The sequence below is a fragment of the Nocardioides cynanchi genome (genome assembly GCF_008761635.1).
Classification (GTDB): Bacteria; Actinomycetota; Actinomycetes; order Propionibacteriales; family Nocardioidaceae; genus Nocardioides; species Nocardioides cynanchi.
Genome location: NZ_CP044344.1, coordinates 2809172 through 2824103 on the forward strand (window position 1 = coordinate 2809172; position 14932 = coordinate 2824103).

General features: G+C 71.2%; 16 protein-coding genes and 1 tRNA gene. 3 read left to right on the forward strand and 14 right to left on the reverse strand.

Annotation, left to right across the window (positions count from 1 at the left end; genetic code table 11):
- Position 1: 1 nt before the first annotated feature.
- From E3N83_RS13545 to E3N83_RS13560, 4 genes are read right to left on the reverse strand one after another with little or no spacing between them, the layout of a single operon-like run.
- The gene (locus E3N83_RS13545) at positions 2-1525 is read right to left on the reverse strand and encodes a vWA domain-containing protein (RefSeq protein WP_151083743.1); all 1524 of its coding nucleotides are present in this window, start codon (positions 1523-1525) and stop codon (positions 2-4) included.
- Entirely contained in the window at positions 1522-2388 is an 867-nt protein-coding gene (locus tag E3N83_RS13550; RefSeq protein ID WP_337692359.1) for an AAA family ATPase, read from the reverse strand. The genes E3N83_RS13545 and E3N83_RS13550 overlap by 4 nt, the downstream gene beginning before the upstream one ends.
- Before the next feature lie 36 nt (positions 2389-2424).
- Positions 2425-3453 carry a galactose oxidase-like domain-containing protein gene (locus E3N83_RS13555; RefSeq protein WP_475442198.1) on the reverse strand — a complete coding sequence of 343 codons (1029 nt, stop codon included), beginning with the start codon at positions 3451-3453 and terminating at the stop codon, positions 2425-2427.
- On the reverse strand, positions 3372-4109 hold the full coding sequence (locus tag E3N83_RS13560) for a Kelch repeat-containing protein (RefSeq protein WP_151083746.1): 738 nt from the start codon (positions 4107-4109) through the stop codon (positions 3372-3374). The genes E3N83_RS13555 and E3N83_RS13560 overlap by 82 nt, the downstream gene beginning before the upstream one ends.
- 159 nt (positions 4110-4268) lie before the next feature.
- Here E3N83_RS13560 and E3N83_RS13565 point away from each other — a divergent pair, with 159 nt between their 5' ends.
- Positions 4269-5774 carry a hypothetical protein gene (locus tag E3N83_RS13565; RefSeq protein ID WP_151083747.1) on the forward strand — a complete coding sequence of 502 codons (1506 nt, stop codon included), beginning with the start codon at positions 4269-4271 and terminating at the stop codon, positions 5772-5774.
- Here E3N83_RS13565 and E3N83_RS13570 read toward each other — a convergent pair.
- The 3 genes from E3N83_RS13570 to E3N83_RS13580 are packed head-to-tail and all read right to left on the reverse strand — an operon-like array spanning position 5771 to position 7808.
- Entirely contained in the window at positions 5771-6517 is a 747-nt protein-coding gene (locus tag E3N83_RS13570; RefSeq protein WP_151083748.1) for a crotonase/enoyl-CoA hydratase family protein, read from the reverse strand. The genes E3N83_RS13565 and E3N83_RS13570 overlap by 4 nt on opposite strands.
- Before the next feature lie 31 nt (positions 6518-6548).
- On the reverse strand, positions 6549-6980 hold the full coding sequence (locus E3N83_RS13575; protein ID WP_151083749.1) for a hypothetical protein: 432 nt from the start codon (positions 6978-6980) through the stop codon (positions 6549-6551).
- 12 nt (positions 6981-6992) lie between these two features.
- Positions 6993-7808: a COG4705 family protein gene (locus E3N83_RS13580; RefSeq protein ID WP_238342901.1), complete on the reverse strand. Its 816-nt coding sequence runs from the start codon at positions 7806-7808 to the stop codon at positions 6993-6995.
- A 165-nt stretch (positions 7809-7973) separates the two neighbouring features.
- Between E3N83_RS13580 and E3N83_RS13585 the strand changes: the two genes are divergently transcribed.
- Positions 7974-9635: an APC family permease gene (locus E3N83_RS13585; protein ID WP_202879221.1), complete on the forward strand. Its 1662-nt coding sequence runs from the start codon at positions 7974-7976 to the stop codon at positions 9633-9635.
- Positions 9636-9716: 81 nt separating this feature from the next.
- Here the strand turns inward: E3N83_RS13585 and E3N83_RS13590 are convergent.
- The 3 genes from E3N83_RS13590 to E3N83_RS13600 form a co-directional block, all read right to left on the reverse strand.
- Positions 9717-9806 (reverse strand) — tRNA-Ser (locus E3N83_RS13590).
- A gap of 10 nt (positions 9807-9816) precedes the next feature.
- Positions 9817-10275, reverse strand: coding sequence for a nucleoside deaminase (locus E3N83_RS13595; RefSeq protein ID WP_151083750.1), 459 nt, complete (start codon positions 10273-10275; stop codon positions 9817-9819).
- A 25-nt stretch (positions 10276-10300) separates the two neighbouring features.
- Positions 10301-10786, reverse strand: coding sequence for a tRNA adenosine deaminase-associated protein (locus tag E3N83_RS13600; protein WP_151083751.1), 486 nt, complete (start codon positions 10784-10786; stop codon positions 10301-10303).
- 120 nt (positions 10787-10906) lie between these two features.
- Here E3N83_RS13600 and upp point away from each other — a divergent pair, with 120 nt between their 5' ends.
- Positions 10907-11548, forward strand: a complete 642-nt coding sequence (gene upp / locus E3N83_RS13605; RefSeq protein ID WP_151083752.1) for a uracil phosphoribosyltransferase — start codon at positions 10907-10909, stop codon at positions 11546-11548.
- Positions 11549-11553: 5 nt separating this feature from the next.
- On the opposite strand, the gene E3N83_RS19595 is transcribed toward upp, so the two are convergent.
- The 4 genes from E3N83_RS19595 to E3N83_RS13620 all read right to left on the reverse strand — a co-directional run bounded on the left by E3N83_RS19595 (position 11554) and on the right by E3N83_RS13620 (position 14813).
- On the reverse strand, positions 11554-11724 hold the full coding sequence (locus tag E3N83_RS19595; protein ID WP_191907803.1) for a hypothetical protein: 171 nt from the start codon (positions 11722-11724) through the stop codon (positions 11554-11556).
- A 100-nt stretch (positions 11725-11824) separates the two neighbouring features.
- Entirely contained in the window at positions 11825-13210 is a 1386-nt protein-coding gene (locus E3N83_RS13610) for an NAD(P)(+) transhydrogenase (Re/Si-specific) subunit beta (protein WP_151083753.1), read from the reverse strand.
- Positions 13210-13548, reverse strand: a complete 339-nt coding sequence (locus E3N83_RS13615; RefSeq protein WP_238342902.1) for an NAD(P) transhydrogenase subunit alpha part 2 — start codon at positions 13546-13548, stop codon at positions 13210-13212. Before E3N83_RS13615 ends, E3N83_RS13610 begins: the two co-directional genes overlap by 1 nt.
- On the reverse strand, positions 13545-14813 hold the full coding sequence (locus E3N83_RS13620; protein ID WP_151083754.1) for an NAD(P) transhydrogenase subunit alpha: 1269 nt from the start codon (positions 14811-14813) through the stop codon (positions 13545-13547). Before E3N83_RS13620 ends, E3N83_RS13615 begins: the two co-directional genes overlap by 4 nt.
- Between the last annotated feature and the right edge of the window lie 119 nt (positions 14814-14932).

The following is a 14932-nucleotide window of genomic DNA, read 5'->3' on the forward strand; positions in this document are numbered from 1 at the left end:
GTCAGGCCAGGTCGTGCACGAACTCCCCGAGCTGGGTCAGGTTGCGGCACTCGACCATCGCCACGACCTCGGCGTAGGCGGTGGCCGCCGAGTCACCGGTGTCCCAGTGCCGGGGGTGCTCGGGGTTGAGCCAGTAGGCGTGGCGGGCCCGGCCGGCCAGCTCCCGCAGCACGGGCACCCCCAGGTCGCTGTAGTTCGAGCGGGCGTCCCCCAGGATCAGCAGTGACGACTTGGGGCCGAGCGCGTCGGCGTACTCCTCGGCGAACGTCGTGAACGCCCGGCCGTAGTTGGTCCGGCCCCACAGCGCGGCCTGGCCGGTACGCGCCGCGAGGTCGGCCAGCACCTGACCCGGGTCGGCGCCCGGCCGGAAGACGTCGGTCACCTCGTGCACCCGGTCGACGAACGTGAACGCGCGCACCTTTCCGAACTGCTCGTGCAGCGCGTGCACGAGCATCAGGGTGAACTGCGCGAAGCTGGCCACCGACCCGCTCACGTCGCAGAGCACGACCAGCTCGGTCCGGTGCGGCCGCCGGGGCCGGTGATGGGTGGTCAGGGGAACGCCACCGGTGGAGATCGAGGCCCGGACGGTCCGTCGGAAGTCCAGCGGCCCCCGGCGGAGGGCGTGCCGCTCGCGCGCCAGCCTGGTCGCCAGGCGCCGCGCCATGGGGTAGATCGCACGTCGCATCTCCACGAGGTCGGCCTTCCGCGCGGCGGTGAAGTCGAGCTGCTCCAGGCTCGGACGGACGGCGACCTGCGCCACGTGGTCGGGACCCTTCTCCTCGGCGATCCGGCGACGGGCATCGGCCTCGACCAGGGCGGAGAAGGCACCGACCCGCCGGTCGGCCTGCCGGCGTGCCTCGCCGTCGAGGCGACCCGCAGCCATCAGGGCCGTCACCACCTGGTCCACCAGCGTCTGCGGCGAGACCCGCTGCAGGGCGGTGTAGGCGGACCAGCTGGACAGGCCCGGGCCGCGGCCCCGCATCGCACCGAAGCGACCGACCGTCTCGGTCGCGAGGCGCTGGAGCGCGGCCTCGTCCCCGGCGGCCAGGGCTTCCGCGAGCGTGGTGCGGAGACCCTCCAGGACCGGGCCGCTGTCACGGGCCTGCGCCGGCTCGACCGCGGGCTCAGCCCCCGACCCGGCCGCGCCCACCCCTGCTCCCACCAGCCGCGGGAAGTAGAGGTCGAACAGCGTCTCGAAGGTCGGCCGGTGCGTGGGACGCTTGACCAGCGTCGCGGCGTACCCCTGCCGGATCGCCTCCCGGTCGCCCCAGTCGAGCACGCTGAAGGCGGCGATCGCGTCGAGGTCCTCGGCCAGCGACACCGGTACGCCGGCCCCGCGCAGCGCCTCGAGGAACGCGATGTGGGTCCGCAGCAGCCCACTCTCCGCTCGGTGGTCGAGCGGAGGCTCTCGGTGGCCGAGCGGAGGCTCTCGGTGGCCGAGCGGAGGCTCTCGGTGGTCGAGCGGAGGGTCTCGGTGGTCGAGCGGAGTCGAGACCACCCTCCCGTCGTCGCGGCCGCCGGTCATCGCGGGAGCCTGAGCTCCTTGATCGCCCGCTCCTGGTCGGAGGCGTGCTTGAGCACCACCCCGAGGGTGTCGGCGACGGCGCGCTCGTCGAGGTCGCCGATCTCCAGCGCGACCAGGGTCCGCGCCCAGTCGACGGACTCCGCGATCGACGGCGACTTCTTCAGCTCGAGGTCGCGGAGCCGCCCTACGGTCTCGACCACCTGCCTCGCGATCCGCTCGTCGAGGTCGGGCACCTGCCCACGCACGATCTCCCGCTCCCGCTCGGCGTCGGGGTAGTCGAGATGGAGATAGAGGCACCGGCGCTTGAGCGCCTCGGAGAGCTCGCGGGTCGCGTTGGACGTGAGGACGACGTAGGGCCTGCGGACGGCGACGACCGTGCCGAGCTCGGGGATGGTGACCTGGAAGTCGCTGAGGATCTCCAGCAGCAGGCCCTCGACCTCGACATCGGTCTTGTCGACCTCGTCGACGAGCAGCACGGTCGGCTCCTCGCGCCGGATCGCGGTCAGGAGCGGGCGGGTCAGCAGGAACTCGTCGGTGAAGATGTCGTCGTGGGTCTCCTCCCACGCCTGGTCGCCGGCGGCCTGGATCCGCAGCAGCTGCTTCTTGTAGTTCCACTCGTAGAGGGCCCGCGCCTCGTCGAGGCCCTCGTAGCACTGGAGCCGTACGAGGCCTGCGCCCGTGGCCGTCGCCACGGCCTTGGCCAGCTCGGTCTTGCCCACGCCGGCCGGACCCTCGACGAGCAGCGGCTTGCCGAGCGCGCCGGCCAGGAACGTCGTCGTGGCGGTAGCGGCGTCGGCCAGGTACCCCTGCGCTGCCAGCCGTCGGCGGGCGTCGTCGGGCGAGAAGAACCAGTCAGACGTCACCCGACCGAGCATAGGAGCCGGGAGCCGGACAGCCTCTCACGGCCCGACGTGCACCCAGCTGGCCACCGACGGGATCCCGTCAGCGGTCACCGTGAAGAGCATGTAGTAGCCCGGAGGAGCGACTCGCGGACCCGGTGCCGTGGCGGTGAAGCCGTCGGCCGTCGGGGTCACGTCCAGCTCCACGCGGCGCGCGTTCATCTCGTCGGCGTGGGTCGTGGCACCCGGCGCCATCAGGACGGCGTGGGTGGCCGGGGCGCCGGCGGTCGTGATGGAGAACGTGTCCCCGTACGCGACGCTGGAGGGCGCGGCGGAGATCTCCGGACGCGGCCCCTGGAAGAGGTACGGCGGTGAGTAGAAGTCGATCAGCTGCTTGCCGCCACCGGCCCCGGTGTCCCCGGCCGACATGATCCGGCCGTCGGGCAGCAGCAGCGCCGTCGAGTGGTAGCCACGACGTGGCGACTGCACGGCCATGTCGGTCCAGGTGTCGCTGGTCGGGTCGTACTTCATGGTCTGGTACTGGCCCAGGTTGTACAGCCCCGAGCTGTTCCCGCCGATCCCGTACGCCGAGCCGTCGGGAACCTGCACGACGTTCATGTGAGCGCGGGGTGTCGGCATCGGGTTCCCGTAGGTCCAGCCTCCGGCCGGGTTGGCGTAGTCGTACTGCTCCGTGGACGTCAGGGCCCCACCCGACCTGAGGCCACCGATCATCATCACCCGCGAGGAGCCGTTCGGACCCCCCGGCAGCATCAGGCCTGCCGAGCCGGCACCGTTGCCGACCGGCAGCCCCGGCAGGGTGGACCACTGCCAGGTCTGGGTGTCGAGCCGGTAGCTCTTGCGCGCATCGACCTGGAGCAGGTTGCCGTCGGGCATCAGCCACTGGCGCGGGTAGAAGCCGGTCACGTGGTTGGGGCCGACGACCTGGAGCGTCCCGGTGTCTGTGCCGGGCTGCGGCGGCGTGTAGACCTCGACCGTGGGGTTCTTGGTCACCCCGTCGAGTTCGGTGCCGGCCGTGACGACGACCGTGCCGTCGGCCAGCTTGGTCGAGGTCGGGTAGTACCGCCCCAGCGGGCTGTCGGGCTGCCGGAGCCACTGCTCGGAGACCGGGTCGAACAGCCAGACGTCGACGATCCCCTGCGGAATCTTGCTGGCCCCCCGACCGAGAGCACCCGACCGTCACTGAGCTGGACGACGCTGCCGCAGAAGACCGCCGCGGGAGCCGGGACCTCGTGACCGGTGCCGGTGACCGGGTCGAACAGGTAGGACGCCGTGTTCTTGTCGGTCGCCTTGTACTTGCCGCCGAAGATCAGCACCTTGCCCGTGTGCAGCATGACCGCCGATATCCCGATCGTCTTCGTGCCGGGGTTGCTGGCGTCGCTCCAGGCGCCGATCACCGCCGGGTCGGTCGTCGGCAGGGCGGCGACCGCCGCCGTGTGGGCGGCCTTCATGGCGACCCGGTCGGCTCTGGTCTCGACGAACGCCCGCTCCTTGAGGTGCTCGCAGGCGTGCTCGGTCCCGAGCAGGTTCGCCTCGGCGCGGAACGTGGCGTCGGGTGTCAGCGTGCCGCACACCCCGGCTGCCCTGACCGTGGACCGGTGACCGTTCGTCGCCGCGCCCGCCGTCGTCGTCGTCAACGCCGTGCCGGCCGCCGACAGCAGCAGCACCGCCGCGCCCAGCGACCTCCACGACGAGGTCTTGCTGACGCGCCTTTGTGAACCGTTCATGACGAACCCCCCCAGGTCTACGGTTCAGCGTCCGTCACGAGGTCGAACGAGGCAATGAGGCAGAAGGGCCAGGGGACCCCCCGCTCTCGACCTCTCGGTCGGGGAACGCCCGAGGCCGACGATCGGGTTGCGGTCGGGTCGTCCGTCTAAGGTCGCCGCATGCGGGCGGCGTGGACCTGGTTGCGGACGCCCCGGGGCGTGGTGCTCGTGGCCTGCGGGTTCGCGGTCGTCCTGCGGCTCCCGTTCGTCGGCCTGCCGCCGTACACCGACGAGGGTGGGCTGCTGGTCGTGGCCCGCAGCTGGCACACCGGCGGACCCGACCTCTACGGACGCCTCTTCGTCGACCGTCCACCGCTGCTGCTCCTCTACTTCCGGCTGTCCGACGTCCTCGGCGGCGTGACGGCGGTGCGGGTCGTCGCCCTCGGCCTGGTAGTCGTGCTGGTGGCCGCCGCAGGCTGGGCGGGGCTGCTGCTCGGGGGCCGCCGTGGTGCCGCGTGTGCGGCGCTGGCGTCCGCCGCGCTGCTGGCGAACCCCGCGCTCGGCGCCCACGAGGTGAACGGCGAGACGGTCGGAGCACCGCTGACCGTGGTCGCCTGCGCCCTCCTCGTTGGGGTGTACGCCGGACCGTCGCCGTCGCGGGCCCGGCGGACGCTGCTGCTGGGCGGCGCGGGGGCCGCCGCCGTCTGCGCGATCCTGGTCAAGCAGAACCTCGTCGACGCCCTGGTCTTCGGGCTCGTGGCGGTGGTGGCGTCGGGACCCCGTGACGAGTGGCGACGAACGTGGCGAGACCTGGAGACGTTCCTGGCGGGTGCCCTGGTGCCCGCTGTCGCGACGGTCGCCTGGGCGCAGGCCGCCGGTCCCGGCGTGAGCGCCTTGTGGTTCACGCTCTACCGCTTCCGGCTCGACGCGCTGCACGTGATCGCGTCGCAGTCGACCGCCGCGCCCCAGGCCAGGATCGGCGTGCTCTGGCACGCAGCGCTCGTCAGTGGTCTGCTGCTGCTGGTGCTGGCGGCGCTGTGGTCGCTGCGGCGACGCGTGCTGACGCGCGACCCGTTGACGTGGGCGCTGACCGCCATGCTGGCCGCGGAGATCGCCGGCGTGGTCGGCGGCGGCAGCTACTGGACGCACTACCTGATCGCGCTGGTGCCCGGCGCGGCACTCCTCGCGGGCCGCGCCGCCGGGGTGAACCCGCGCGGGTGGCTGGTCCCCCTGGCCGTGGCGGTGACGGTGGTGTCCTGCCTGGTGCAGGCCGGCGGCTCCGTCGCTGCCGGCCGGTCCGCCACGGTGGACGCCGAGGCGCGGCTGGCCGACTGGCTCTCCGCGGCGAGCAGACCGGGCGACTCCGGGGTGGTGGTCTACGGCGCCGCCGATCTCTTCGCCACCACGCCGCTGCGGCCGGCGTACCCCTATCTGTGGACCCTGCCGATGCGAACCCTCGACCCGCACCTCGACCGGCTGGTCGGTCTGCTCGCCGGCGCAGACGCACCGACGTTCGTCGTCGAGCGGATGCCGGCCGACTCGTGGGGCATCGACCCGCAGGGGCGGGTGGACCGGGCGCTGGCGCGGCACTACCGCCCGGCCGGCTCGGTCTGCGGCGTGCCGGTCTACGTGCACGACGGGGTCGCCCGCCGCCTTCCGCCACTGCCGACGGGCTGTGCCGGCTAGAACTCGCCGTGCCGCCCCTCACCGCGCACGAAGCGACGCGCCCCCTCGGCGCCGCCCGCCTCCAGCGACCGCACGCCGTACCCCAGCTCGCCCGCCATCGCAGCCTGCTCGTCGAGGCCGTCCTGCTCGAGGACGGAGAGCCGGTCGTTGCGCAGGCACTCCTGCGGGAAGGCCGCCAGCTCGGCGGCGAGCGCCTCCGCGTGGCTGCGGGCCGTTCCGGGCTGGACGACGCGGTTGACCAGGCCGATCCGCTCGGCCTCGTCGGCGCTCACGGGGCGGCCGGTCAGGATCAGGTCGAGAGCCCGGCTGGTGCCGATCAGGCGTGGCAGCCGCACCGTCCCGCCGTCGATCAGCGGCACGCCCCAGCGCCGGCAGAACACCCCGAGCGTGGCGTCCGCAGCTGCGACGCGCAGGTCGCACCAAAGGGCCAGCTCGAGGCCGCCGGCGACGGCGTACCCCTCGATCGCGGCGATCACCGGCTTGCCGAGACGCAGCCGGGTCGGCCCCATCGGTCCGGTGCCGTCGGGCTCGACCCGGTTGTCCATGGCGGCCAGGTCCGCGCCGGCGCAGAAATGGCCGCCCGCGCCGGTCAGGACCGCCACCGACTGGCTGTCGTCGGCGTCGTACGCCGTGAACGCGGCCACGAGGGCCTCGGCGGTCGACCGGTCGACTGCGTTGCGCACCTCCGGCCGGTCGAGCACCACCGTGGTGACCGGCCCGAAGACCTCGATCCGCACACCCATCACGCCAGCCTAGGGCGCTACCTCCGGTCGCTCAGGCCTCGTGACGGATCGTGACCACCGGGATCTTGAAGTGCGCCAGGCGATGCTCGAGGTCCTGGTGCAGCCAGGACGAGAGGTGGTGTGCCGGCACGTCGAGCAGGATCTCGTCGACCGGCTCGGCGAACAGGGTCTCCTCGATCGCGTCCATCGGGTCGTGCCGCACCGACACCGAGCCGATCACCGGTGCGTGAGCGGCGAGCTCGAGCTGCGGCAAGGCCGACCGCAGCGTCACCTCGGCGGCGGCCGCACGATCGTGCCGCTCGGGGTGCAGCAGGTGCAGCTCGGCCCGGGCCGGGTTCAGCACGACCAGACGGAACTGGGCGTCACCGGCCTCGGCGCGGTGCCGGATGGCGTCGCGCAGCGACTTGCTCGGCTCGGCCGCATCGGTCACGACCAGGACACGCTGGGTACGGGACTCCGTCATCTCGGACACTCCTCAGACTTCCTCGGTGACAGGTGCCCGCTGCTTGCGGGCCTCGATCGTCTCGGTCCGGTCCTTGTCGGTGACGGTCAGGTAGATCACCACCGCCAGGATCGTGCCCAGGAAGAGCACGCTGGTGCCCAGGGTGCCCAGGTCGAGGCCACCGTCGGCCTTCGGCGAGGCGAGGTAGTCGCCGATGTTCGCGCCCAGCGGCCGGGTCAGGATGTAGGCGAGCCAGAAGGACAGCACCGGGCCGGCACCGAGCTTCCAGGCGGCCAGCACGGCCAGGATCAGGCCCAGGGGCAACATCACGGACTGGCCCGGCGACCAGCCGGTGAGCTCGATGGTCCAGTCGCCCACCGCGGTGCCGAGGGCGAAGGTGACCAGGACGGTCAGCCAGTACCACGACTCGCGGGAGGTCGTGACGATCGAGTGGATCGACAGGGTGCGCTCCCGGGCGTACCAGATCGAGAACACGACGGCAAGGAGCACCGCGAACACCGTGCTGCTGATCCACAACGGCACGTTGTGCCCGTCCGTGAGGTTGTCGGTCAGCAGGGTCCCGACCACGCTGATCAGCACCACACAGAGCCAGTACACCGAGGGGACGTACCGGTTCAGCCGGAACTGCGCCACCAGGGCCGCGATCAGGGCTGCGGAGAACAGCAGGGTCGTGTTGGTGAGCCCGAAACCGAGCGTCTCGTTGATGTAGTCCGCGAAGCTCTCACCCACCGTCGTACACAGGATCTTGATGATCCAGAAGTAGATGGTGACCTCGGGCACCTTGTTCAGCATCGTCCGGCGAAGATCCACGGCGTGGTTGGTCGTCATGCATCCAGCCTGCGGGGGGCCGTCTGACACCCACCTGACCGAAGCCCCGGCGGGCGTGGACCCTTGCGCATCGAGCGGGACTGCAAGAGAGTGCGCGGAGCGACCGAGCGCTCCGTGCGGTCGCGTGGCCGGGTCACCAAGACCCTTCTCGAAAGGTCTCTCCAGATGAGCGTCGTCGAAGAACACCGGGGCGGGAACCTCACCAGGTCGGTCGGCTTCTACGGCCTGATGTTCGTCTCCCTCGGGTCGATCATCGGCTCCGGCTGGCTGCTGGGAGCGCTGACCGCGGCCGAGACCGCCGGACCCGCCTCGATCATCTCGTGGGTGCTCGCGGCGGCCATGCTGGCCACGCTCGCCCTGGTGTACGCCGAGCTGGGCGCGACGTACCCGGTCGCGGGCGGCTCCGGGCGGTTCCCCTACTACTCCCACGGTCCGATCGTCGGCTTCATCGGTGGGTGGGCAGCCTGGGTGCAGGCCGTGTTCATCGCCCCGATCGAGGTGCTGGCCGCGATCACCTACGTCAACAGCGTGCACTGGGTGAACACCAACTTCGCGATGATCGGCACCGACGGGCTGCTCAACACGCGTGGCCTCGTCGTGGCGGTGATCCTGATGCTCCTCTTCACCGCGATGAACCTCGCCGGTGCGCAGTTCATGTCCGAGAGCAACGTGATCCTGGTGATCTGGAAGACCGCCGTGCCGTTCCTGGCCATCGGCGTGATCGCCTCACTGAGCTTCCACCCCGGCAACTTCACCGCCGGCGGCGGCTTCATGCCGCACGGCTGGCACGGCGTCTTCGCGGCACTCCCGGTCGGTGTGGTCTTCGCGCTGCAGGGCTTCGAGCAGGCCGTCTGCCTGGCCGGTGAGGCCCGCAACCCGCGCAAGGACCTGTCCCGCGCGATCCTGACCGCGATGGGTATCGGCGCCCTGCTCTACACGCTGCTCCAGGTCACGATGATCGCCGGGCTCAACCCCGCCGACGTCGCCCACAACTGGGACCGCCCGCTCGGCCAGGACCCCTCCGACTACGGCGCGTGGTACACCCTGGCGCTCGCGGTCGGCGCGACCTGGCTGGCCGTGATCCTGATCATCGACGCGGTGATCTCCCCCGCCGGCACCGGCATCGTCTACCTCGGGACCTCGGCCCGGCTGTCCTACGCGCTGGGTGAGGAGCGCGAGATGCCCGGTGCCCTGGCGCGGACCAACGCCCGCGGCGTGCCCTACATCTCGATCATCGTCGCTCTGGTCGTCGGCCTGATCGGCTTCGGACCGTTCAAGAGCTGGGCCGCCCTCGTCAGCGCGGTCACCGGCGCGACCGCGGTGATGTACGCGATGGCGCCGATCGCGCTCGGCTCCCTGCACCTCAGTGACGGCGACCGGCCGCGGCAGTACCGGATGCCGTGGCCGAAGGTGCTCCTGCCGACGGCCTTCGTCAGCGCGAACCTGATCCTCTACTGGGGCGGCTACGACGTGAACCTCAAGGTGGTCGGCGCCATCGCGGTCGGCCTGGTCGTGTTCGTGGTCGGCTCCGTGGTCAACCGGACCCACGCCTTCTCGACGTTCCGGAACTCCTGGTGGATCCCCGTGTGGCTCGGCGGCGTGCTGGTGATCGGCCGCTTCGGTCGCTACGGCGACCCGACCAAGGGCGGCGTGCAGCGGCACACCGACAGTCTCCCGGCGTTCGTCGACCTCGGCGTGGTGATCGCGTTCGCCCTCGTCATCTACTACCTCGCGGTGGCGATGCGCCTCGAGCCCAACGGCGTGAATGAGGAAGTCGCCAAGGACGCCCACCAGCTGGCGGGTCTCGACGAGCTGACCACCGCCTGAGAGACGACATCGTGGTGGATCCGGACCATCAGGTGGTCCGGATCCACCACGGTGCGGGCGACGACTTTCGTGGCCCCTGGCTGGCGGTGGCGGTGGGATTTGAACCCACGGTGGGCTTGCACCCACACACGCTTTCGAGGCGTGCTCCTTAGGCCGCTCGGACACGCCACCGCGGGAGAGGCTACCCGAGCCGCTGGGCGGCGAAGAAATCGCCCAGCAGGCTCCGGGACTCCTCCGCGAGCAACCCGGACACGACCTCGGGGCGGTGGTTGAGCCGGCGGTCGCGGACCACGTCCCAGAGGGACCCGACCGCGCCCGCCTTGTCGTCGTACGTCGCGAACACGACGCGGTCGAGACGGGCCAGCACGATCGCACCGGCGCACATCGTGCAGGGCTCCAGGGTCACCACGAGGGTGCAGCCGGTCAGCCGCCACTCGCCCACGACGCCGGCCGCGGCCCGGATCGCGACCAACTCGGCATGGCCGGTCGGGTCGGCGTCGCGCTCGCGGACGTTGTGGCCACGGCCCAGGATGGTGCCGTCGGCGTCGAGCACCACCGCACCGATCGGCACGTCACCGGAGGCCAGGGCCTCGCGCGCCTCGTCGAGGGCGGCGCGCATCGCCACGTCGTACGAGGTCATGCGCGGCCGGTCACGGGCGCGAGGGTCACGCGGAGGTGAGGCCGACGGCCTCGTCGAACTGCGAGCCGAAGCCCAGCCGCCGGGCCACGTCGGAGAGCATCTCGTCGGGGTAGAGGTCGAGGTCGTCGAGGAGCACCGCCATGTCCATGGCGTGCATCCCGAGGTCGCCGAGCAGGTCGAGGTCACCGGCGGGCGCCTGCTCGTCGTCGTCCTCGGGCTCGGGCAGGCCGAGCAGCTCGACCGCCGAGCGGGCCAGCTCCCACTCGTCGGCGGCGGTGATGTCGGAGAGCAGGATCCGCACGGTCGGGCCGGCGACGCGGACCAGCACGAAGAAGTCCTCGTCGACCGCGACCAGCCCGAGCGCGCCGCCGTCACCGGGGAAGCGGCGCAGTGCGTGGGCCAGCCTGTCGACGTCGGTGAGCACGTCGTGGACCAGCTCCACGACCTGCCAGACACCCTCCTCACGGTAGGCGGCAACCGCGAAGTCGATGCCGTCGATCTGTTCGCTCATGCCTACCTCCGATCACGTCGAGCCGCGCAGGACCCGTCCAGCCTGACAGGTGCCCTGACCCCTGCCAACCCTGTTCGGCCGTGAGGAGCAGAACTCTCAGCAACCACTAGGGTTCGGGGCATGCGCACGATCGTCGTCGACCACCCTCTCGTCGCCCACAAGCTCACCGCGCTGCGTGACGTGAACACCGACTCCCCGTCGTTCCGTCGACTGGTCGACCAGCTGGTCACGCTGCTGGCCTACGAGGCGACCCGTGACGTGCGGATCGAGCCGTTCGACATCCGCACCCCGGTGGCGCCGACGACCGGGGTCCGCCTCTCGCAGCCGATGCCAATGGTGGTGCCGATCCTGCGCGCCGGGCTGGGGATGCTCGAGGGCATGATGAAGTGCCTCCCGACGGCCGAGGTCGGCTTCCTCGGGATGATGCGCGACGAGGAGACGCTGGAGGCGACGACGTACGCCGAGCGGTTGCCCGACGACCTCGCGGGGCGGCAGTGCTACGTGCTCGACCCGATGCTCGCCACCGGCGGCACCCTGGCGGCCGCGATCCGCTTCCTGACCGACCGGGGGGCCGACCACATCACCGCGATCTGCCTGCTGGCCGCGCCCGAGGGCTGCGCCCGGCTGGAGCAGGGCCTCGAGGGGCTCGACGTACCGGTCACCGTGGTCACCGCGGCGATGGACGAGAAGCTCAACGAGAAGGGCTACATCGTGCCGGGCCTCGGCGACGCCGGCGACCGGCTGTACGGTCTCGCCGGCTGACGGCGTCAGCCGGGGTAGATCGGCACCGTCCCCGTGGCGATCAGGATCGCCAGGACGACGACCACCAGCGCCAGCACGGCGTAGGCGACCTCTTTGTTGACCCGGGTGTCCTTGGACTCCGGCGCTTCGTACCGATGCCCGTCGGGCTTGAGCATCGGATCCTTCTCGTCACTCATGCCCTGCTAACGATCCGACCCCACGATTGGTCACAAACCGCAGGTCTGCGGGCCGAAAAGTCGCCGTTTGGTCCCAAACCGCATACTTTTCGACCGCGGCTCAGAGCGCCTTGACCGCGTTGAGCAGCTTGCTCATGGAGTCCTTGGCGTCCCCGAAGAGCAGCGAGGTGCGCTGGTCGAAGAGCAGCTCGTTCTCGATCCCGGCGAAGCCCGGGCGCATCGAGCGCTTCATGAAGATCACCTGGCGGGCCGCGTCGGCGTTCAGGATCGGCATGCCGTAGATCGGGGCGCTGGGGGTCGTCCGCGCGGCCGGGTTGACCACGTCGTTGGCGCCGACCACCAGGGCCACGTCGGTGTCCTTGAAGTCGCCGTTGATGTCGTCCATCTCGCGCAGCTGCTCGTAGGGCACCTGCGCCTCGGCGAGCAGCACGTTCATGTGACCGGGCATCCGGCCCGCCACCGGGTGGATCGCGTAGTCCACCTCGATGCCGCGGGCGCTGAGCACGTCGACCAGCTCGCGCAGGGTGTGCTGCGCCTGCGCCACGGCCAGTCCGTAGCCCGGCACGATGATCACCCGGTCGGCGTACGCGAGCATGATCGCGGCGTCCTCGGGCGTGACGCTCTTGACCGGCCGGTCACTGGCCTCGCCGGACCCGAGGGTCGAGCCGCCCTTGAGGGCGCCGAACAGGATGTTGGCCACCGAGCGGCCCATGGCGCCGGCCATCAGCAGGGTCAGGAACGTGCCGGACGCGCCGACCAGGGTGCCGGCGATCAGCAGCAGCACGTTGGAGAGCACGTAGCCGCCGGCCGCGACGGTCAGGCCGGTGAAGGCGTTGAGCATCGAGATCACGATCGGCACATCGGCGCCACCGACCGGAAGGACGAGCAGGACGCCGATCAGCAGGCCGAGCAGGCCGAGCACGATGCCCACCCACATCCGCGGGTCGTTCACGAGGAGTACGGCGAGCACGACGGCCCCGACAAGCGCGCCACCGAAGATCACCGGCAGCCCCGGGAACACCACCGGCCGCGAGGTCATCAGGTCCTGGAGCTTGGCGAAGGTGATCAGCGAGCCGGCGAAGGACACCGAGCCGACCACGATCGTGAACGCGGTGGCGGCGAGGTTGAACCAGCTGTCGTGGCCGCCGGCGTCGATCACGCTGTTGAGCTCCAGCAGCGCGACGAGCGCGGCCGCGCCGCCACCGACACCGTTGAACAGCGCCACCATCTGGGGCATCTGGGTCATCTGCACGGTGCGGGCGCCGTACACACCGCCGACGGTGCCGACCAGGATCGCAGCCAGGATCAGCGGGACGTGGTGCAGGTGCAGGTCGGTCCAGAAGAACGGGACGATGCAGGCGACCACGGCCGCACCGGCGCCGAGCAGGTTGCCGTTGCGAGCCGTCTTGGGCCCGGAGAGGCCCTTGAGGGCGAGGATGAAGCAGACCCCGCACGCGAGGAAGACCAGCTGGATCCAGACCGGCATCAGGCGGCCCCACCCTTCGTCGAGCCCTGGTCGGAGTCGGCGGGCTTCGCGGGGCGCTTGCGCACGAACATCTGGAGCATCCGGTCGGTGACGACGAAGCCGCCCACCATGTTCACCGACGCCAGCACGATCGCGACCAGCCCGACGGTCACCGCCACGGTGTTGTCGGTCGTGCCGGTCACGATGATCGCGCCGAGCAGGATGATCCCGTGGATGGCGTTGGCCCCGGACATCAGCGGCGTGTGCAGCGTCGAGGAGACCTTGGAGATCACCTCGATGCCCACGAACACGCTGAGCACGAAGATCGTGAGCCAGACGACCGACTCGCTGAGGATCACTGGTCGGCCTCCTGGTCGTAGGGAAGATCGAGCTGCTGGTCGACCGGACCCGCGGCCGGTTCGGCGTCGCCGGCGCCTGCATCTTCGGGCGGTTCCGGTGTCGGCTCTGGCGCCGCCGCGGGCGGCTCGGCCGACCCCTCGATCGCCTCGCGGGTCGGCTCGTGCACGATCGCCCCGTCGCGGGTGACGCAGCTGCTGGCCACGATCTCGTCGTCGAAGTCGGGGGCGAAGGACGCGTGGCCCTCAGCGTCCTTCGCGGTCATCAGGGTGACCAGGTTGACGATGTTCTGGGCGTAGAGCTTCGAGGCCGGGCCGGGCATCTGGCTGGGGACGTTGCGGCCGCCCCACACCTGGGCGTTGCCGACCCGGACCACCTCGCCGGGCACCGAGCCCTCGACGTTGCCACCGGTCTCGGCGGCCAGGTCGACCACGACAGAGCCCGGCTTCATCTGCTCGACCATCTCGCGGGTGACCAGCATGGGGGCGGCGCGGCCGGGGACGGCAGCCGTGGTGATCAGCGCGTCGGCCGCGGCGATGAACGGCGTCAGCAGCTCGCGCTGGCGCGCCGCGCGGTCCTCGGTCATCTCGCGGGCATAGCCGCCGGCCCCCTCGAGGGTGTCGAGGTCGAGGTCGATCGACTTGGCGCCCATCGAGCGGATCTCCTCCGCAGCGGCCGCACGTACGTCGTACGCCCGGACGATCGCGCCGAGCCGCTTGGACGTGGCGATCGCCTGGAGCCCGGCCACCCCGGCACCCAGGACGACCACTTCGGCAGCCTGGACGGTGCCGGCCGCGGTCATGTTGAGGGGGAAGAAGCGGCGCAGCAGCCCGGCGGCGACGATCGCGCAGCGGTAGCCGGAGACCAGGGCCTGCGAGCTGAGGCCGTCCATCGACTGGGCGCGCGAGATCCGCGGGATCAGCTCGACCGCGTGGGCGGTGATGCCGGCGTCGCGGAGCTCGACCACGGTGGCCTGCTCCTGGTTGGTCGGCAGGAACGAGATGGCGCTGGCGCCGCGGCGCATCCGTCGGATCCGGTCCACCGACAGGGGCTGCACCGAGACCACCACGTCGGCGTCCTCGAACGCGGCGTCGTCCAGTCGGGCTCCGGCCTCGGTGTACTCCTCGTCCGCGATCAGCGCGTGCAGGCCCGCTCCCGGCTCGACCGCCACGTCGTACCCCAGGCCGGTGAGCTTGGCCACCAGCTCCGGCACCATCGCGACGCGTGCCTCTCCCTCGCGGGACTCCTTGGCAACTGCGATCTTCACGCGCTTGAAACTAGGCCATATCGGCCGCGACTCCCACCCTTCTCGCCGTACCCGGGCGTGGCGTTCTCCACAGGCTCGCGGGATAGTCCGTGACGATCGGCATCTTGACGGAGGCGATC